This is a genomic window from Thainema salinarum CENA647 (assembly GCF_057732415.1).
Genome location: NZ_JBYJZJ010000022.1, coordinates 4,874,880 through 4,891,280, shown reverse-complemented (window position 1 = coordinate 4,891,280; position 16,401 = coordinate 4,874,880). Strand labels below are relative to the sequence as shown.

Sequence of the window (16,401 nt, the reverse complement as noted above, 5' to 3'; positions counted from 1 at the left end):
ACTACTTCGCGTCGCCTTTCTTGACCAGGTGCGCTTCGAGGAACCAGAGACGCTTGTCAACGGTGCGGGATACTTCCGTGTAGAGGTCAGCCGTATCGGCATCGCCCAGATCATCGGTAGTATCAATCGCTTCCCGGACGTGCTTAGCATAAGCGGCAAAGCGCTCAGCCAGAGCTGTTACGTGCTCTTCACCCGTGACGGCTTCTAGGTCGTACTCGGGCAGAATCGATTCAGCCGCAGCGAGGCGGGCAGTGCCCATTGCGGTGCCACCCAGGGCAGTGACGCGCTCGGCCACCATGTCAACGTACTCTTCTAGTTCACCTGCCATTTCATCAAACAGCTCATGCAGTTGGTAAAAGTCCATGCCTTTGACGTTCCAGTGAGCCTGCTTGGTCTGGGTTTTGAGATCTAACGTGGCGGCTAGGGTTTGGTTGAGGATTTCAGTAACCTGCGATCGCACATCCTGCGGCAAATCGATCCGAGTGGGATAGAAGCGGCGATTTGATTTGGATGGACGAGATGTTGTGGCTGTCATAAATTTAAGACTCTCCTAGTGTGAGTAATGCGAAAAACTTAGGCTAGTTGGAAAAACGGTAAATAAGGGGAAGCTGCAATTCAAGCAGTTGACTTTTCGGTGATAGCGCAAGTTTTCCAGTCTGCAATCAAGATTAACTTCAATCATCGATTCCAACTGAGCGATCAGCCGAAAGGAATTCAACTGTAGACTACCGCAACTGTGAAGACGCATCGTACCTCTGCATACCGTTGAATCGGATTGTTAAACCTAAATTACATCAGTCTCACGATTGCTACTCCTAAAGTGTACTCATAATGACTTCGACTTGACAACCCCTTCTTTAAAATTCCGCAAAAAAATTAGTAGAAGATCCTAAGGTACATGACTCGTTTGAGTTTGGATTCTGCCAATGGGCTAAGATTACAGAGCGCCAATCGGCCAAGTTTGTCGGCAAGGTAGGGAAAATCCGGTGTAAGTCCGGTGCTGTGCCGCAGCTGTGAAAGCCAGAATGCCTACTAGCTGATGCTGATGTTTATTCTCCTGCGTTGCACAGGAAACTGATTGTCATGTCTACTACACCGCTCAATTCGAGTCGTTTAACTGTTGCGTCGATTGAGGCGTTTCAGGCTGATCTGCTGGCTCAAGAGGCAACTGCGATCGCGCAGCTAGAGTTACCTCCGCTTCCCATCAAGCGACCTCTCCTGATGGTGGGGCACGGTAGCCGCGATGCCGATGGTCGTCAGCGCTTGCTGGATTTCGCCCATATTTACCAATCTTTAGATCCGACCCGACCCGTTTTGCCCTGCTTTCTCGAGCTGACAGAACCGTCGATTCAAGACGGCGTTGATCAGTGCGTAGAGCAGGGGTATACAGAGCTTTCAGTGCTGCCGATTCTGCTATTTGCGGCGCGCCACAATAAGTTTGATGTGACAAACGAGCTGGATCGCGCCCGTCAGCGTCACCCCCAGCTCACGTTTCACTACGGTCGCCACTTTGGGATTACGCCTGAAATTTTAGATCTATGGCGCGATCGCTTGGCGCTACTGGATACGCCGGAGCATAATCCCTATGGAATTGAGCGCAGCGAGACGGTTTTACTCTTTGTCGGACGCGGTTCGAGCGATCCGGATGCCAATGGTGATGTGGCCAAGCTAGCGCGTATGGTGTGGGAAGGCAGCGGCTATCACACGGTTGAAACCTGCTTTATTGGGATTACGCATCCCCGGTTGGAGGAGGGTTTTGAGCGGGCGCGGCTGTATCGACCTAAGCGGATTGTAGTGCTGCCTTACTTCATGTTTACGGGCGTGCTGGTCAAGAAAATTTTTGATATCACCGCGCAGCAGCAGGCTCAGTTTCCCCATATACACCTATCTTGCCTGCCGGAGATGAATATCCATCCCCAACTGCTAGCGATTCTGCGCCGCCGTGAGCTGGAAACGCAGATGGGCGAAGTGCAAATGAACTGTGAAATGTGCAAGTTCCGATTAGCGGCCAAGTCCGGCGATGATCACGGCCACTCTCACGGCCATAATCATGGGCATTCACATCATGATCACAGTCATGGCCACAATCATGGTCACAGCCACGGGCATGGGCATGATCACAGCCACGAAGCTGTCGATCCCTATGCCAAACCTGCCGATTATCACGACCGAGTTTGGCAAGTTCCCTAACTTTACCAACCTCAAACGAGCAGTGGCTGCCGCATCGCGGCAGCCACTGCTCATTTTGGGATCTTTTGCAGATCTTGAAGTGGAAGGAGTCAAATTTAGTTGCTAAATCGGTAACTGCAATATTCAGCATCATCAACCAGCGATAGAGTTAAAACGTTGGTGAAGAGTGAAAGAACATGAAAACAATCGTTGCGTTAGCCCTCGGCGCTGGATTGGGTTGGTCAGGATTGAGCCATTTGGCAGTGGCGCAAACGTCGCTCGATGAATCTCTAGATCAAAACTCAGATAAAGCTCCAACTACTCAAATTGCTGCACCAGACGACGAGCCAACTTGGTATAACTGCCTGACTCGTGAAGTCTGGAGTCCTGACAAGCAGGCATGGTGCGATCTGCTCCGCACGATGCAGGGCTTGGAGTATACGGTTCCCTACTATGGCGCTGTTTCCTTGACGGATGGCTTTTATGAAAATAGGGAGCAGCGCTGGCAAGTTAGCTTAATTAATCAGGCCGGACTGATTGACTTCGGTGATTTGGATGGGGAGGGAACAGCGGATGATGCGATCGCACTTTTATTAGTGAATTCAGGTGGTTCGGGGCAGTTTGTTTATCTTGCGCCAGTTCTGGATGTTGCAACTGATCCTCAGCCATTGGGTACGGTATTTCTGGGCGATCGCATTCGAGTCAATGCCGTGGGTATCGATGACGGACAGGTCACACTGAATATAGTGACGCAGGATGCAGATGATCCGCTTTGCTGTCCGACGTTAGAAGTCACGCAGGTGTATCAGGTGCAGCCGGCGCTGGTGCAGGTAAGCGGTGATTTGCTGGCACCCATGACGCTGCCGGGGCCGCTGCCGGATCGGTCGGAAACCGATGAGTTTCCAGACAAAGTAGAGGGTGAAATTCTGATTCAGCTAGACACGAATGACTACATCGTTCGCGTGTATCAAGAAGACGAACAAACTAAGATTGACTTGTATAACAAGGCTAGTCAGGGATTAGACCTGAACGGTGTGCCCGTAACGGTGGAGGAAACGCCGGAGGGAACGAGTTATCTATACGAAGGCGAGCTAACGGTGCGGGTATTTGATTCAGCGTATGGCAAGGATAGTTTGGTGATTAATGGCGATGTTCAGCCGGATGATCAGACCAGCAGCGATTTAGCCACCATCACGGGCACGGTCGCCTATCGGCAGCGGATTGCGCTACCTCCCACTGCGATTATTGAGGTTCAGCTTCAGGATGTGAGTTTGCAGGATGCAGAGGCTGTTATCTTGGCCAGCGAAACGATTGAATCTGACGGTCGCCAAGTGCCGATTCCGTTTTCCCTCTCCTATGATGCCGATGAGATTAGTCCCCGTCATACCTATGCGGTGCGGGCCAGCATCTACGTGGATGATCAGCTCCGGTTTACCAGTACCACTAGCTACCCAGTGATTACCAACGGCAATCCCCATCAAGTAGATATTATCGTTGAGCCAGTGACGAGTGCTGGGAATCGATAGCTATTCCTAAAATTGCGAGATTTTATTGATACCGCTCTAAGAAGTCCAATGCCTCATTGCGCAGTTCGTAGTACTCTCTAGACTCGCGCAGCTCATGACTATTACGGGGACGGGGCAGAGGAATATTGAGTATCTGGCCGATTTTAGCGCCAGGGCCGTTAGTCATCATCACCACGCGATCGGACATAAAGATAGCCTCGTCTACATCATGGGTAATCATCATGACGGCCTGGGGATGCTGTCCCCAAATCTCCAGAACGTCTTGCTGAAGCTTGGGCCGAGTCAAGGCATCCAGTGCGCCAAAGGGTTCATCTAGCAGCAGCATCTTGGGCCGAGTCGCCAAAGCCCGTGCGACTCCCACCCGCTGCTTCATGCCGCCTGATAGCTCATGGGGATGTTTGTCGGCAGCAGCGGTGAGCTTCACCATCTCAATATGCTCATTCACAATTGAAACTTTGTCAGCTCGACTGGTGGTCTTAAACACTTCATCGACGGCCATGCGAATATTTTCTCGCACCGTCAGCCAGGGCAAGAGAGCATAGCCCTGAAATACCATCATCCGCTCTGAGCCCGGTTTACGAATGGTTCGACCTTCCAGAATTGCTGCGCCAGCGGTTGGTTTTTCTAGGCCAGCCACAATCCGCATCAGAGTTGATTTGCCACAGCCAGAGTGCCCAATCACAGAGACATATTCCTGTGCGCCAATAGTCAGGTTGATGCCGTCCAGGACAACAAACTGGCTGCCATCTGGCTTACGAAAAGACTTGACTACGTTTTCAATGGCGAGAAAGGGTGCGGTTTGGTTAGGGTAAGCGCCGTTTGGCGCGACTGATCGCATAAAGGACATGACAAATTCTCCCAGGTGTAAGGGTTAAGTCGTTTCGCTTCGGGGTGGTATTGCGGTAAGGCAGGTTGGTTAGGACATTGGGGGACGTTGGAACGTTGGAACGTTTAAACGTCTGAACGTGGAATCTCGTGGCTGTCTCGACAGAGTCCTCAGCTCATAATTTTTGGGACTACTTGCGTTTGGCTCAGGAAAAAGGTTTGGGGTGCGTTGGCGCGAATGTCAAAACTCTTGAGGTAGCCCGCTGGATCGCTTGGATCAAAGGATTTGCCATCGATAAATGCTTCCCCTGGTTCCACTTTGTAATCCTCTGCTGGACAGGCAATGTCCATTTCGGCTGCAATTTCGCGATAGAGGTCTGTTTTCCAGGCTTGACGAGCAATCTGATCGGCATTTTTCGGCAGGTCTGGAATTTGTCCCCAGCGGGCCGCTTGGGTCATCAGCCATAGGCTTTCGGACTGCCAGAGGAATGTAGAATGGTCGTTAGCCACAGTGGAGACGGAATCCGGCATGTCGAAAAACAGGGTTGTGTCTGGACTGTTTTTGATCCGAGATTTCCCGTCAAAGCCGCCGTAGTTGTAATTGCCGACGATGCCGGGTTGGGTATATTTGACGGCAGCTCCGGTAAATGAGCGTTGTGAGATGATGGTGGCGACTTCTTCGCGGTTGGCTGGATCGCTACAGTACTGGCAGGCTTCGATCATGGCTTTAACCAGTGACCGATAGGTTTTGGGATAGTCCTGGATGAACGATTCGCGGACTGCAAGCAGGCGATCGGGGTGGCCGCGCCAAATTTCTCGTCCCTGTACAAAGGTAAAGCCAATGCCTTCGTTGCCGGAGATGGCGCGGGTGTTCCAGGGTTCTGCCACCATGTAGGCTTGCATCGCCCCAATGCGGGTGTTGCTCACCATCTGGGGCGACGGGGTAATAATCAGCCGCAGGTCGCTCATGGGGTTGATACCCACAGCGGCGATTAGGTAGCGGACAAAGTATTCATAAATGGAGGAACTCAGGACGACAGCCCACACTCGGCTATCTAGAGGAGTGCTTTCCCAGTAGGTGCGCAGGTCGCGACCAAATGCCTCTAGGTCTCCGGCGTAGGTGTGCCAGGGTCTAACGCCGCCCTCCCAGAGTTGCCGATTCATGGTGAGGGCATTGCCGTGACGGTGGATCGTCATAGCGGCGCAGAGGGGAAACTGCCGTGCTCCTTCGGCTCCGGTACGCGCATTGGTGACGGCTCCAGAAACGACAGGTGAGGCATCCAAACGGCCAAAGATGATGCCGTCGCGGGAGTTGCCCCAACTGGCTTCGCGGCTGAGGGTGACGTTGAGGCCGTATTTGCGGAAGAAGCCTTTTTCCCAGGCAACGGCAAAGGGGGCACAGTCGTTAACCGGAACAAAACCGACGGTGATATTGGGTTTTTCTAAACTCGCCGGATCGATTACAGGCTCCATTGCTAGAGCGGCTTGGGGTAGACCGATTGGATTGCGAGTTTGGGTTTTACCACAGGCTGAAAATGCGATCGCAGTCGTCGTTGCGCCCATTCCTTGCAGGAAGGAACGCCGAGTCCATAGCGTATTCATGGTTTCCTCCAAGCCTAAGAGCGGGATGGACGGTGAGTAACTGCGGTCTGCAAACTCGCAAGGGCATAGTCCAGAATCAGTCCAGTAATGCCAATGACAAAGACCGCTAAAAATACAGAACTCACGTTTAAACGGTTCCATTCGTCCCAGACGAAAAAGCCAATGCCAATGCCGCCTGTGAGCATTTCAACGGCCACAATGACGAGCCAAGCAATGCCCAAACTAATGCGTAATCCAGTAAAGATATACGGCAAACTAGCAGGCAAGATCACCTTGACAAGCTGCTTCCAGCGCGGCATTTCTAGCACCTGGGCGACTTCTAGATAGTCTTTCGGCACATTGCTGACGCCTTCAGCGGTATTGATAATGGTTGACCAGAGGGAGGTGATAAAAATGACGAAAATAGCCGACGGTTCCGCTGAGTTGAAGATGGCCAGCGCAATGGGCAACCAAACGAGCGGGGAAACGGGCTTGAATACTTGAATAATTGGGTTGAGAGCTAACCAAGCATTGTGAGATAAGCCAATCCAGACTCCAACCGGAATCGCGACGATTGCGCCCAGCAAAAAGCCAATGCAAACGCGGCGTAAACTAGCCAGCAGTAACCAGCCCAAGCCCAAATCGCCAGGGCCACGATGATAGAACGGGTGCAAGATGAAATCTAGGTTTTTCGCCAGTGCTTCGGGTGGAGTGGGCATCATTTCGCGCCGGAACAACGCAATAATCCACCAGACAACAATTACGCCGACAAACCCAACGGTTGGTAACAGAATTTCCGGCTTTAAGAAGCCACGAAACAGCCGCATGACAGAGCGGTTGGCGTTCATCGCCAAACTCATCAAAATCATGATTGGTTGCACCTTATTTTGAATTGGACTTTATACCTGAGAGTCCAAATAAGAATCCTGTTTAATCGGCATGATCTGCCCAAATCGTTCGGCGATTTGCCTGACAGATTGCCGTATCACAGTCTTCCCCCAATGCCGACGAGGTTAGCTGACGGGCTAGGGCTGAGAGATGCCCTTTTTCAGAATGTCACGCTGAAAATACGCCCCGGTGCTCCTAAGAGCTTGGTTCCCCCGCTTTTCGCTGCTGCTGTATCCGATAGGATTAGATAAGCACAGCGAAAACTAGGCTGACTTACTCGGTATTCCAAAATTTGTAGCACTACTTTTCTAAAACTGTCAACAAAGATCCTGCCGTGTTGCTTGGGATGAGATTAGGTATGAGAACTAACGTTTAAACATTCGAACGTTTGAACGTTTTTAGCGTTTCTCAATGTCATAAAAAATTAGAAACCGCTTATTTTTGAAATTTGCATCAATCAAACGGTAGATTTACAGCAATCACAAATAGGTAATGAACGAGGGAGAATAGAATAAAGAGTTATCCTCACCGAAGTAAATCAGCCATGACCTCCCTGGAAGAATTTATCCAAAGTAATCCCTCTGCCCAAGAACTGAAACGCGCCTTGGCCGTGCAACTGCACCAGAGAGGTCAAAGCTATCGGGCGATCCGAGATATCCTACAGGTTTCTCTGGGATTTATTAGTGCGAGTCACCAGCGCTATGAAGAGCGAGGAGTCGAGGGACTGAAATCCCACTACTGGGGCACCCAAGGCTATTTAAGCGCCGAGCAGAAACAGGACATCTTTGAGTGGTTGCAGCAGAAAAACTGGTGGACACTAGAGGAGCTTGTTGAGCAGATTGAAGAGCGCTATGGAGTGCTCTATCGCTCAGCCCAAAGCTATACCCAACTGCTCAAAGACGCAGGGTTTAGCTGGAAGAAATCCCACTCGGTGCATCCGGGCCAAGAGGAGGCCAAAGTCGAGGCAAAAAAGCCGAGATTCAACAGTTGCTGGTTCAGTGGCGAGCCGAGATCGCCAGTGGGCAGGTGCGAGTGATGTTTCTCGATGAGTGCCATCTGCTCTGGGGAGACCTCCGTGGATATGGATGGAGTCGGCGCAATCAGCGAGTGGACATCCCCATTGCCTCCATTCGAGAGCGGCAGACCTACTATGGAGCCTTGGACTATTTGAGCAAGAGCTTTGTTATTCATGAGTATGAGGCAGGCAATCAGCACAATACCGTGGCCTTTCTGAAGTATCTTCAATCTCAGTATGATGAGTCCACTCGCTTTTTCATCATCTGGGATGGAGCCAGCTACCACCGTTCCAAGGTGGTTCGCAACTACCTGAGTCAACAGAATCATGGTACTCGAGAGCAGCACTGGAAACTCACTTGCATTCAGCTTGCGCCTAATGCACCCGAGCAAAATCCGGTCGAAGATGTTTGGTTACAGGCCAAGCGATTTAGTCGTAAATTTGCCCGCTTGTGCCACTCCTTTCGCTCGGTCAAACTCCTCTTTTATCTGGCGACTCATCTGCAAACCTTCATCTTTGAGAAAGCCTTCATGTATGGTTACTGTTCATGTCCTGTTTGAGATTGCTGTATGTAGGTGTTTGCTGACTCAAAATAGGCCAAATTAATTATGCAAAACTACAGATTGAAATAGCAATTAATGTAGCGTAAATTACATATTGACACTTTTATTTATTTAAATCTAAGCTTTAGATATCGAACAAGTCAGCCTAATCTAACTGCACGGCCTTGTGCATTGCTGTTAGAACGGGGGAACCATTGAAGGGGCGTATTTCTGATTTCTTGATACCCAAATGAGGGTAATCAGAAAGGGACATCTCTCAGTCCTAGCCCGTCAGCTAACCTCGTCGGCATTGGGAGGAGATTGAATCGTCAGCATTTTTGCATGACTGTTTCAGTGTCCTAAGTCGTATTTTTACGACTCGTTCGCTGTTCATGTCTAGGCTCTAGGAGGGTCTCATGCAGCTTAAATCACATGCTCATACTCCTGCCCAAAAGGGGCAGGTTATTTCTGTAGCCAATATTCCGTCAACTGGCGACGGCCAATCTTCGCTAAAACCGATGATTATGCGGTTAGAAACGGCTTTAGGTCGTCGCAATTTGGATGAAAGTCTGATTTTATTGTCCAGGCCACCCAAAGCGCCTATTCAGCTTTTTTCAAAAACCAAAGTCACAAACTTAGTGGTCGGTTACAGCGGTTCCGCTCATAGCCAAGCAGCGCTTGATTTGGCGCTGTGCATCGCGCACCAGACTCGTCTGGTCAAGCCTGATCCAGTGGTGGTGCATGTGGTGTACGTGGTGGATCAAACGCGTCCGAAAACGATTGCGAATGCCGATCGCATTCTTTGGCAGGCTCGCTGTTTAGCTAGTGAGTGGCGCGGTTCGCTGCATGCCCATTTGCGGGTGGGGCATGTGGCGACGGAACTCAGCCTCGTTGCGGAGGAAATGGAGGCGGATGTGTTGCTATTGGGCTGTTACACCTCGAACCATGCTTTGGTGAAGAAGTTGGCCGCTCAAACCCCCTGCTCTGTGCTGGGCTTGCCGCATTAGGAGGGGATGATGAAATTTCAAAAAATTCTGGTTGCTCTCAATGATCCGGAGCAGGATCAGGTGGTATTTAACCACGCCCTGAGCTTAGTGCAACCCGGCGAAAGTCATCTGAAGCTAGTGCACTGCCTGAGCTTGGATATTTACAAAAACCTGGGGTCGATGATGGATGCGGGAGCGGGACTGCGATCGCGCTCTGAGGTGCTGGAGGAAAATGAGGCGGATCAGCTAGAACAGGTTCAGGCGGCCCAGCCGTGGCTGGAAGACCTGCGCGATAGAGCTGTGACTCAGGGCGTTGCGGCAGATTTTGTCTGCGAAGTTGACGATCCAGGCCGATTGATTTGTCGCGTGGCACAAGACTGGAACGCTGATGTGATGGTCGTTGGCAATAGCGGCAAGAAAGGCTTAAAGCGGCTCATGCTGGGCAGCGTTAGCAACCACGTGGTCAAACATGCCCCCTGCTTGACTATCGTGGTGCCTTGGGATGGCAGTTCACCGATTGAGTATTCGCCCGGGGAGGCGACGGAGTGATTTGGCGTTAGACCCGGAGTAGTGAGTTGTTCGTTGTGTAGCAGCGGATGTGCTTAGGATCGTGAATTAAATAGCCTGTCAATCATTCCATCTGTAGGGACACGGCATTGCCGTGTCCCTACCCCAAAGATTTCACCTTATTAAATTCATGTTCCTTAGCGTTAGGCGTATGATGCCCTCATCCCCCAACCCCTTTTTCCACAGGAAAAGAGGAGCTGGATCGGTAATCCTTCTCCTACGGGAGAGGGCTTTAGGGTGAGGGCAAGACACACTTACGGATTGGCTAGCTGCATGAGTCCTTTGCGATCGCACACTTTAACTGTTGTTCCTTCAACTTCAATCAAGCCCGCCTGACTGAGTTTGTAAAACGTGCGGGACAGGGTTTCGGGAATGGTGCCCAGAAGGGCGGCCAGTTGGCCTTTGGGTAAATCAAGCTGAATGGTGTCTACCGGAGTTGAAAATCCGTTGGCGTCATCTGTGTGATCGCATAAATCAAGCAGATACTGCGCTAAGCGCTGGGGCACTTCGGTAAACGAAAGGGTATCGACTAAACTGGCTAAGCGACGCAGGTGACGGGCAAAGTTGCTCAACAGTGCGATCGCAAGTTTAGGCTGCTGTTCCAAGACCATCAAAAATGCGGCGCGGGGTAAAAATAGCACCTGTGTCGGTTCCAGTGCCGCAGCCGAAGCGGGAAAGCAGCCGCCATCAAGGGCGGGCACTTCGGCAAAATATTCGTTTTCGCTGAAGATGTGCAAAATTTGCTCTTTGCCATTGGGGGCGAGTTTAAAGACTTTTACCCGTCCCGATTGGATGACAAATAGACCCGTTCCTTCATCCCCTTGCCAAAACAGCGTGTCGCCTTTGCCGTAGGTTTGGGGAATGGCGATATTGGCTAAAGAGAGCAACTGTTCAGGCTCAATTCCCTGAAACAGCGGCGTTTGCTGGAGGAATGCTTGGACGGCTTGAATGCGATCGCTGACGCTCATGAAAATCTGTACTCTAACCTGCACCCGCTTCTTTTAACATATCTACCACCGCATCGTGATTCACCTCTGGATCAGATGCTGCGTTTAAGCTGCGGCATTCTTCGTCCTGCGCCTCACTCAAGGCCGTGGCTCCATCTTGCGTCGTTGAGTTCACATCTGCCCCAGCCGTGATCAGGAGTTGAGTATAGTCGGGTAGCCCATAGCAGGCTGTAACCACCAGCGCCTCATTGAGCGTCGCAACGTCCGCCTTGCCCATTAGATATGTCGCTATTTCTTGATGCCCCAGCGTAATGGCAGTGACGAGCATACTATCATTAAAAACCGGATCAAAGACCTGATTGGGATTAACCCCTTTCTGCTCAACTAAATTCTGTACCTGCTTCAGTTCATTATCAATCACCGCATCATGCAGCATTTGATCCGGACTCGCAGCTCGGGAACCACTATCCGACTCCGGCAATGATTTATTGGCCGCTGATACAGGTATCTCATCAGCGCTTTCGGTTGTGGACTGGGATGTGCGATCGCAACCGGACAGAAATGTGACGGAGCTAATTAGTGCGATCGCAATCAACAGGGATTTTTTGACAGTCATAAGATTTTGGTCAGGTGAGGGTAGGGAACGGGTACTGTTTGTTGTTAATGTACCGATCTGAGGGGGAGGGGAGTAGGGACTAGGGAGCTTTACCTGTAGCCACGATTAGAGTTTGGGTATCAGGAGCAGGGGGGCAAGGGAGCTTTTTTACTCATAGTCTCGACCGAGAGATCAGTGTTACCCCAGTTGACGCAGCAACCCTCTTCCATGTTTCAACAACACTGATTCAATTTCCCCTTTCTCCCCTGCTCCCCCTCTCCTTTTCTCCCCTGCTCCCCTGCTCCTGATACCCAAACTCCCTCACTCCCTCTACACAGCCTCAAAACCCTTTACACCCCCTCACTCCTCACTCCTTGTATGTTGAGAGAAGAGAGGTAGACCGACCCTCCTGAGATGCGAGACATCGTGCGAGAGCCAGGGTCGCCTCTCAACTTGATACCCCAAACTCGGATCATCGGCAGGGACAAAGAGATCCCGAATGACGCAAGGCTGAGTTGTGTGTATCGTCCATCTAGAATTCGCTACAAGGAGAGTACTATGTGCGCGCAATCAACCGACTCAAGGTCATCAGCCGTCAAGCAGTGGGTCGGCATTGATGTGTGTAAACGGTGGCTGGATGTTTATGTTAGACCGTCTGGAGAGAACTTCCGAGTGAGCAACAGCAGTGAGGGAATTGAGGATTTAACCCGTCGGTTGGCCAAGCCGTCGCAGGTGGGTCGCATCATCGTTGAAGCCACAGGTGGCTATGAGCGACACATCGCGCTTGCAGCACAGCAGCAGGGCTATGCACTAGCGGTGATCAACGCCAAGCAAGCTCGCAACTTTGCCAGAGCTGCCAATCAACTGGCTAAGACCGACCGAATCGATGCGGCGATCCTCGCCTGGTTTGGCGAAGCGATGCAGCCTCCGCTACGACCGTTGGCCAGTGAGGCTCACCAACAGTTACAGGATGCGGTGACCCGTCGCCGCCAATTAGTGGAGATGCTCACCATGGAGCGCAACCGTTTAGCTGGACTGCGAGGTCCCGCTCAGGAAGACGTTCAAGCCCATATCGACTGGCTCAAAGACCGCATCAGCGACCTTGACCAAGCGATTGATGAGCAAGTGGAACACAACCAACAGTGGCAGCAGCACCAGGCTCAACTGACCTCTGTTCCAGGTGTCGGTCAGGTGGTTGCCAACACCCTGTTGGCTCTGCTGCCGGAGCTAGGAACGCTCTCACACCGTCAAATTGCCGCTCTCGTTGGGGTGGCTCCGCTCAATCGCGATAGTGGGCAAAAGCGAGGGCAGCGCTCGATCTTTGGTGGCCGCAAACCCGTTCGGCAGATGCTCTACATGGCCACTCTAGTTGCAGTTCGTTACAACCCTGTCATCAAAGCCTTTTATGAGCGGCTGCAACAGCGTGGCAAGTTAGCCAAAGTCGCCCGCATTGCCGCTATGCACAAGCTGCTGACGATCCTCAATGCCATGCTCAAGCACGGCACGCACTGGCAACCACCGGAGGCTGCTATGACGTAATTGACCTCCTTTCGACTTGACTTTTAAGATAATCGCTCTCGCCTCACTCTCTACCGATGCCACTCCGTCACTCCACCGGGTTTATCAATCAGCGTAATTCCCTGAGCTTGTAGTTCGTCGCGAATGCGATCGCTTTCGGCAAAGTTCTTCGCCTTGCGTGCTTCCGTGCGCTGTTGAATCAGGGCGTCAATATCGGCATCGCTCAGATCGGAGGTGGATGTAGATTGCGATCGCGTATTGGGGTCAGCCTTTAATCCAAGTACCTCTGCTAAACAAACTAACGTTTGCCAGTGCTGCCGCAGCGTATCCGGATCACCATCGGCTTGGCCTTGGTGGGTAATCACGTTGCCTTGACGACGCAGTTCTTTGGCCAGTTCAAACAGAACGGCTAAGCCTCCCGGCGTGTTGAAGTCGCTGTCCATTGCAGATTGGAACCGCTGTACATAGTCGCTGTCGCGGTCAATTCGCATCGCTGCCGGATCACCAAAGGCAGTATCCTGCACATCCGGCCAGCCCAGCTTTTCACCAAACTCATAGCCAAACAGCAGTCCGTCTTGCAGCGTTTCCCAACTATTTTGGGCAGAGGTCATTGACTCTTCGGTAAAGTCAATTGGCTTGCGGTAGTTGCCTTGCAAGACAAATAGGCGCACGGCCATTGGATCAGGGCCATTGGGCGCATCCAGTAAATCCCGAATCGTGGTGAAATTGCCCAAAGATTTGGACATCTTTTCGCCGCCGACGTTGACCATGCCGTTGTGCATCCAGTAGGTCGCGAGGGAATGCCCGGTTGCCGCCTCTGACTGAGCGATTTCGTTTTCGTGGTGAGGAAAGACTAAATCGCCGCCGCCCATGTGAATGTCTACGGTGTCGCCGATGCGATCGCGGATCATGGCGGAGCATTCAATGTGCCAACCAGGACGACCCGCACCCCAAGGCGATTCCCAGGAAGGCTCGCCGGGTTTTGCGCCTTTCCAGAGGGCAAAGTCAAACGGGTCTTGTTTTTTGGGCGCATCTGGATCATCTGACACCCGACCACTGGCTCCGGCCTGCATGTCATCCAGCTTGCGACCTGAAAGCTTCCCGTAAGGGTCAAACTTACGCACGGAATAGTAAACATCTCCGGCTGAAGCGTAGGCATAGCCTTTTTGCTCTAGCTCGTGAATGAGCCGCTGAATGCCATTGAGCGTATGAGTGGCGCGGGGATATTCGTCCGCTTCGAGGACGTTGAGTCGCGCCATATCTTCTAGATAAGCTGCGGTGTAGCGCTCCGCCACCTCCTGCATGGTGGAGCCTTCCTGCTGTGCCCGATTGAGAATTTTGTCGTCGATATCGGTGAAGTTCTGCACGTAATGCACGTCATAGCCACGCCACATCAGATAGCGCCGCACGGTGTCCCACACAATGTAGCAGCGGGCATGACCCAAGTGTGAATAGTCGTACACGGTGACGCCGCAGCAGTAGATCTGCACTTTGCCCGGTTCCAGGGTCTCAAAGGGTTCTTCGCGACGGGTAAGCGTGTTGTATATCGTCAGAGCCATGATGCACAGTCAGGGAGAACGTGTTCTATTTTTACTCATATCTGGCGCGAATACCCAATAGTGGCTTTAAGTCTAATGGCAAGCGCTATTCTGATGATAGTGACTGTCGCAGACTTAGAGATTAGTAGACATCGACGAAGCATCGACGGCTTCTGAAGGAGAAGAGGCATGCCAGTGAAGAGGGATCTGCAAACGATTCTGAAAGAAAAATATGGCATTAACAAGAACATCAGCCAATCCTTGTCTACAGAGGATTGCGAAGCCATGCTGCTGCTATTGCAGAATCAGCCGAGCGCCCAAAAGCTAGTTGAATCCTTCATTGCCAAGAATGAAGAACTGAGCCGCAATAACCGTAACTTTGGTCAACAGCGCAGTCGAGCCGAGCAAAAGCTGAAAGATCTACAGGTTGAACATGAGAAATTGGAAAGTGCGATCGCAGCTTTAGAAAAGACCAATGCGTCACTGGGCAACCGTCGTGGTGAGTTATCGCAAGAGCAGCAACAACTAGAAGCTCAAATTCAGCAGTTAACCACGCAAAATCGAGCATTGTCGGGCAGGGTACAAAATCTTACGACGCAAAATGATGAGCTGATTGATGCCAACGAAAAGCTGAAGAAAGATAACAAAGACTTGAAAAATATTGTTGACCAAATTCGCTTGCGGTTGGCGAGAGACACCAAAATGCTGCTGGAATATGAAGACAGCGAAATTCGCAAAGCGTTGATTCGGCTCTTCCGCTGGACTCTAGGATAGAGAGTAACTGCTATGGCTAGTCAAAAACGCCAACGCCGTACATTCAGCGGCATGAACTATCGTGAAGTACAGCGTTCCAATTCAGTTCGCCGCGATCAACTGCCCAAGGCTGATCAGGCTTGGCTCAAAGCGCATGATTTTAAGAATGTCGGCTGGGATAATGTTATTCGGCTCTACCAAAAAATCAATGAGCTATTTGCTCAATCGAACGACGACGATTTGAGTTTAGAAGAACTATTTCTGAAAGCCGATCAGATTGGTCAAACGTATCAAACATCTGCAGAAATTGCCGCCTTTAATCAGCAAATGCAAACTGAGGTCAGCGCCATATCGGATTTAATCGATCAACAGTTTCCGGAAACAGAAATTGAGATAGTAGATTACAGTAAATCTGCCCGTTCTCCCATCAAGAATCAGCGGAAGAAGAACCGCCGGTAAGCTTATGACGCGACCCGACAAAGATCTAGAAGACCTATTTAAGCTAGCGGACAAGATTGGCAACAAGCGATATAACCGACTCACTCGCCAGGACTTGGCGGACTATCGCAAGTTTGACCATTGGCGCTACGTCAATGGCGATATGGAGTGTGGCACGACGCAGGAAAGCAAAGATTGGGCCAAAGATAATTCAGACTGGAACTGTCCAATTTGCGCTGCACGATTTAGCGATGTGGGTGGTCGAACAATTGATCATAAGCTGCCTCGTTCTCAGTATCCATGGCTTTCGCTAGACTTCAGAAATCTGTGGGTAATCTGCCGGGCCTGCAATCGAGAAAAAGGCGAGATGCACTGGTACGAGTATGAGCATTATGTTTTTGTTAACTACCCTGAGCGCTATCGAGATATTTGCCTTTATCGGCCAACTCACTTAATTAAAGAACTGAGATCTAAGAAATAGAAAGCGCGATCGCACCACCCGCATCGTAAATA

General features: G+C 51.2%; 17 protein-coding genes and 3 riboswitches. Of the genes, 10 read left to right on the top strand and 7 right to left on the bottom strand.

The genetic code is table 11. The features are described 5' to 3' along the window. Position 1 precedes the first annotated feature (1 nt). Entirely contained in the window at positions 2–535 is a 534-nt protein-coding gene (dps, locus tag AC286M_RS28185) for a DNA starvation/stationary phase protection protein Dps (RefSeq protein ID WP_488207541.1), read from the bottom strand. A 430-nt stretch (positions 536–965) separates the two neighbouring features. Next, positions 966–1,039, top strand: a riboswitch (adenosylcobalamin-variant (AdoCbl-variant) riboswitch). Positions 1,040–1,083: 44 nt separating this feature from the next. On the opposite strand from dps, the gene AC286M_RS28180 reads away from it, so the two are divergent. Continuing rightward, positions 1,084–2,190 (top strand): sirohydrochlorin chelatase, encoded by a 1,107-nt coding sequence (locus tag AC286M_RS28180; RefSeq protein ID WP_488207540.1) that lies wholly within the window; start codon positions 1,084–1,086, stop codon positions 2,188–2,190. Positions 2,191–2,366: 176 nt separating this feature from the next. Further along, a complete protein-coding gene (locus AC286M_RS28175) occupies positions 2,367–3,695 on the top strand; it encodes a YbaY family lipoprotein (protein ID WP_488207539.1) in 1,329 nt (442 codons plus the stop codon). A 22-nt stretch (positions 3,696–3,717) separates the two neighbouring features. On the opposite strand, the gene AC286M_RS28170 is transcribed toward AC286M_RS28175, so the two are convergent. The 3 genes from AC286M_RS28170 to ntrB form a co-directional block, all read right to left on the bottom strand. After that, positions 3,718–4,542, bottom strand: coding sequence for an ABC transporter ATP-binding protein (locus AC286M_RS28170; RefSeq protein ID WP_488207538.1), 825 nt, complete (start codon positions 4,540–4,542; stop codon positions 3,718–3,720). 149 nt (positions 4,543–4,691) lie between these two features. Beyond that, the gene (locus AC286M_RS28165) at positions 4,692–6,122 is read right to left on the bottom strand and encodes a CmpA/NrtA family ABC transporter substrate-binding protein (RefSeq protein ID WP_488207537.1); all 1,431 of its coding nucleotides are present in this window, start codon (positions 6,120–6,122) and stop codon (positions 4,692–4,694) included. Between the two features lie 14 nt (positions 6,123–6,136). Continuing rightward, positions 6,137–6,970 (bottom strand): nitrate ABC transporter permease, encoded by an 834-nt coding sequence (gene ntrB, locus AC286M_RS28160; RefSeq protein ID WP_488207536.1) that lies wholly within the window; start codon positions 6,968–6,970, stop codon positions 6,137–6,139. Positions 6,971–7,088: 118 nt separating this feature from the next. Next, positions 7,089–7,253: riboswitch (cyclic di-AMP (ydaO/yuaA leader) on the bottom strand. 280 nt (positions 7,254–7,533) lie between these two features. Here ntrB and AC286M_RS28155 point away from each other — a divergent pair. The 4 genes from AC286M_RS28155 (at position 7,534) to AC286M_RS28140 (ending at position 10,081) form a co-directional block, all read left to right on the top strand. Beyond that, complete coding sequence (locus AC286M_RS28155; RefSeq protein ID WP_488203439.1) at positions 7,534–8,025, top strand: helix-turn-helix domain-containing protein; 492 nt, start codon at positions 7,534–7,536, stop codon at positions 8,023–8,025. Then, positions 7,977–8,564, top strand: a complete 588-nt coding sequence (locus tag AC286M_RS28150; RefSeq protein ID WP_488203438.1) for a transposase — start codon at positions 7,977–7,979, stop codon at positions 8,562–8,564. The genes AC286M_RS28155 and AC286M_RS28150 overlap by 49 nt, the downstream gene beginning before the upstream one ends. Before the next feature lie 135 nt (positions 8,565–8,699). Beyond that, a riboswitch (cyclic di-AMP (ydaO/yuaA leader) is annotated at positions 8,700–8,871 on the top strand. 91 nt (positions 8,872–8,962) lie between these two features. Further along, the gene (locus AC286M_RS28145) at positions 8,963–9,553 is read left to right on the top strand and encodes a universal stress protein (RefSeq protein ID WP_488207535.1); all 591 of its coding nucleotides are present in this window, start codon (positions 8,963–8,965) and stop codon (positions 9,551–9,553) included. Positions 9,554–9,562: 9 nt separating this feature from the next. After that, a complete protein-coding gene (locus AC286M_RS28140; protein ID WP_488207534.1) occupies positions 9,563–10,081 on the top strand; it encodes a universal stress protein in 519 nt (172 codons plus the stop codon). A 272-nt stretch (positions 10,082–10,353) separates the two neighbouring features. Here the strand turns inward: AC286M_RS28140 and AC286M_RS28135 are convergent, their stop codons facing one another. Next, a complete protein-coding gene (locus tag AC286M_RS28135) occupies positions 10,354–11,091 on the bottom strand; it encodes a Crp/Fnr family transcriptional regulator (RefSeq protein ID WP_488207533.1) in 738 nt (245 codons plus the stop codon). After that, a complete protein-coding gene (locus AC286M_RS28130) occupies positions 11,081–11,662 on the bottom strand; it encodes an ankyrin repeat domain-containing protein (RefSeq protein ID WP_488207532.1) in 582 nt (193 codons plus the stop codon). Before AC286M_RS28130 ends, AC286M_RS28135 begins: the two co-directional genes overlap by 11 nt. Positions 11,663–12,199: 537 nt before the next feature. On the opposite strand from AC286M_RS28130, the gene AC286M_RS28125 reads away from it, so the two are divergent. Then, positions 12,200–13,180: an IS110 family RNA-guided transposase gene (locus tag AC286M_RS28125; RefSeq protein WP_488202946.1), complete on the top strand. Its 981-nt coding sequence runs from the start codon at positions 12,200–12,202 to the stop codon at positions 13,178–13,180. Between the two features lie 50 nt (positions 13,181–13,230). Here the strand turns inward: AC286M_RS28125 and cysS are convergent, their stop codons facing one another. Then, positions 13,231–14,718, bottom strand: coding sequence for a cysteine--tRNA ligase (gene cysS / locus AC286M_RS28120; RefSeq protein WP_488207531.1), 1,488 nt, complete (start codon positions 14,716–14,718; stop codon positions 13,231–13,233). 168 nt (positions 14,719–14,886) lie between these two features. Between cysS and AC286M_RS28115 the strand changes: the two genes are divergently transcribed. From AC286M_RS28115 to AC286M_RS28105, 3 genes are read left to right on the top strand one after another with little or no spacing between them, the layout of a single operon-like run. Continuing rightward, on the top strand, positions 14,887–15,471 hold the full coding sequence (locus tag AC286M_RS28115) for a hypothetical protein (RefSeq protein WP_488207530.1): 585 nt from the start codon (positions 14,887–14,889) through the stop codon (positions 15,469–15,471). Between the two features lie 12 nt (positions 15,472–15,483). Beyond that, positions 15,484–15,909 (top strand): hypothetical protein, encoded by a 426-nt coding sequence (locus tag AC286M_RS28110; RefSeq protein ID WP_488207529.1) that lies wholly within the window; start codon positions 15,484–15,486, stop codon positions 15,907–15,909. Between the two features lie 4 nt (positions 15,910–15,913). Beyond that, positions 15,914–16,369: an HNH endonuclease gene (locus AC286M_RS28105; RefSeq protein WP_488207528.1), complete on the top strand. Its 456-nt coding sequence runs from the start codon at positions 15,914–15,916 to the stop codon at positions 16,367–16,369. The last annotated feature ends 32 nt before the right edge of the window (positions 16,370–16,401 follow it).

Excerpts from the sequence above, each read along its gene's own strand:
- dps (WP_488207541.1), bottom strand. The coding sequence starts at position 535 with ATGACAGCCACAACATCTCGTCCATCCAAATCAAATCGCCGCTTCTAT.
- AC286M_RS28180 (WP_488207540.1), top strand. The coding sequence starts at position 1,084 with ATGTCTACTACACCGCTCAATTCGAGTCGTTTAACTGTTGCGTCGATT.
- AC286M_RS28175 (WP_488207539.1), top strand. The coding sequence starts at position 2,367 with ATGAAAACAATCGTTGCGTTAGCCCTCGGCGCTGGATTGGGTTGGTCA.
- AC286M_RS28170 (WP_488207538.1), bottom strand. The coding sequence starts at position 4,542 with ATGTCCTTTATGCGATCAGTCGCGCCAAACGGCGCTTACCCTAACCAA.
- AC286M_RS28165 (WP_488207537.1), bottom strand. The coding sequence starts at position 6,122 with ATGAATACGCTATGGACTCGGCGTTCCTTCCTGCAAGGAATGGGCGCA.
- ntrB (WP_488207536.1), bottom strand. The coding sequence starts at position 6,970 with ATGATTTTGATGAGTTTGGCGATGAACGCCAACCGCTCTGTCATGCGG.
- AC286M_RS28155 (WP_488203439.1), top strand. The coding sequence starts at position 7,534 with ATGACCTCCCTGGAAGAATTTATCCAAAGTAATCCCTCTGCCCAAGAA.
- AC286M_RS28145 (WP_488207535.1), top strand. The coding sequence starts at position 8,963 with ATGCAGCTTAAATCACATGCTCATACTCCTGCCCAAAAGGGGCAGGTT.
- AC286M_RS28140 (WP_488207534.1), top strand. The coding sequence starts at position 9,563 with ATGAAATTTCAAAAAATTCTGGTTGCTCTCAATGATCCGGAGCAGGAT.
- AC286M_RS28130 (WP_488207532.1), bottom strand. The coding sequence starts at position 11,662 with ATGACTGTCAAAAAATCCCTGTTGATTGCGATCGCACTAATTAGCTCC.
- AC286M_RS28125 (WP_488202946.1), top strand. The coding sequence starts at position 12,200 with ATGTGCGCGCAATCAACCGACTCAAGGTCATCAGCCGTCAAGCAGTGG.
- cysS (WP_488207531.1), bottom strand. The coding sequence starts at position 14,718 with ATGGCTCTGACGATATACAACACGCTTACCCGTCGCGAAGAACCCTTT.
- AC286M_RS28115 (WP_488207530.1), top strand. The coding sequence starts at position 14,887 with ATGCCAGTGAAGAGGGATCTGCAAACGATTCTGAAAGAAAAATATGGC.
- AC286M_RS28110 (WP_488207529.1), top strand. The coding sequence starts at position 15,484 with ATGGCTAGTCAAAAACGCCAACGCCGTACATTCAGCGGCATGAACTAT.
- AC286M_RS28105 (WP_488207528.1), top strand. The coding sequence starts at position 15,914 with ATGACGCGACCCGACAAAGATCTAGAAGACCTATTTAAGCTAGCGGAC.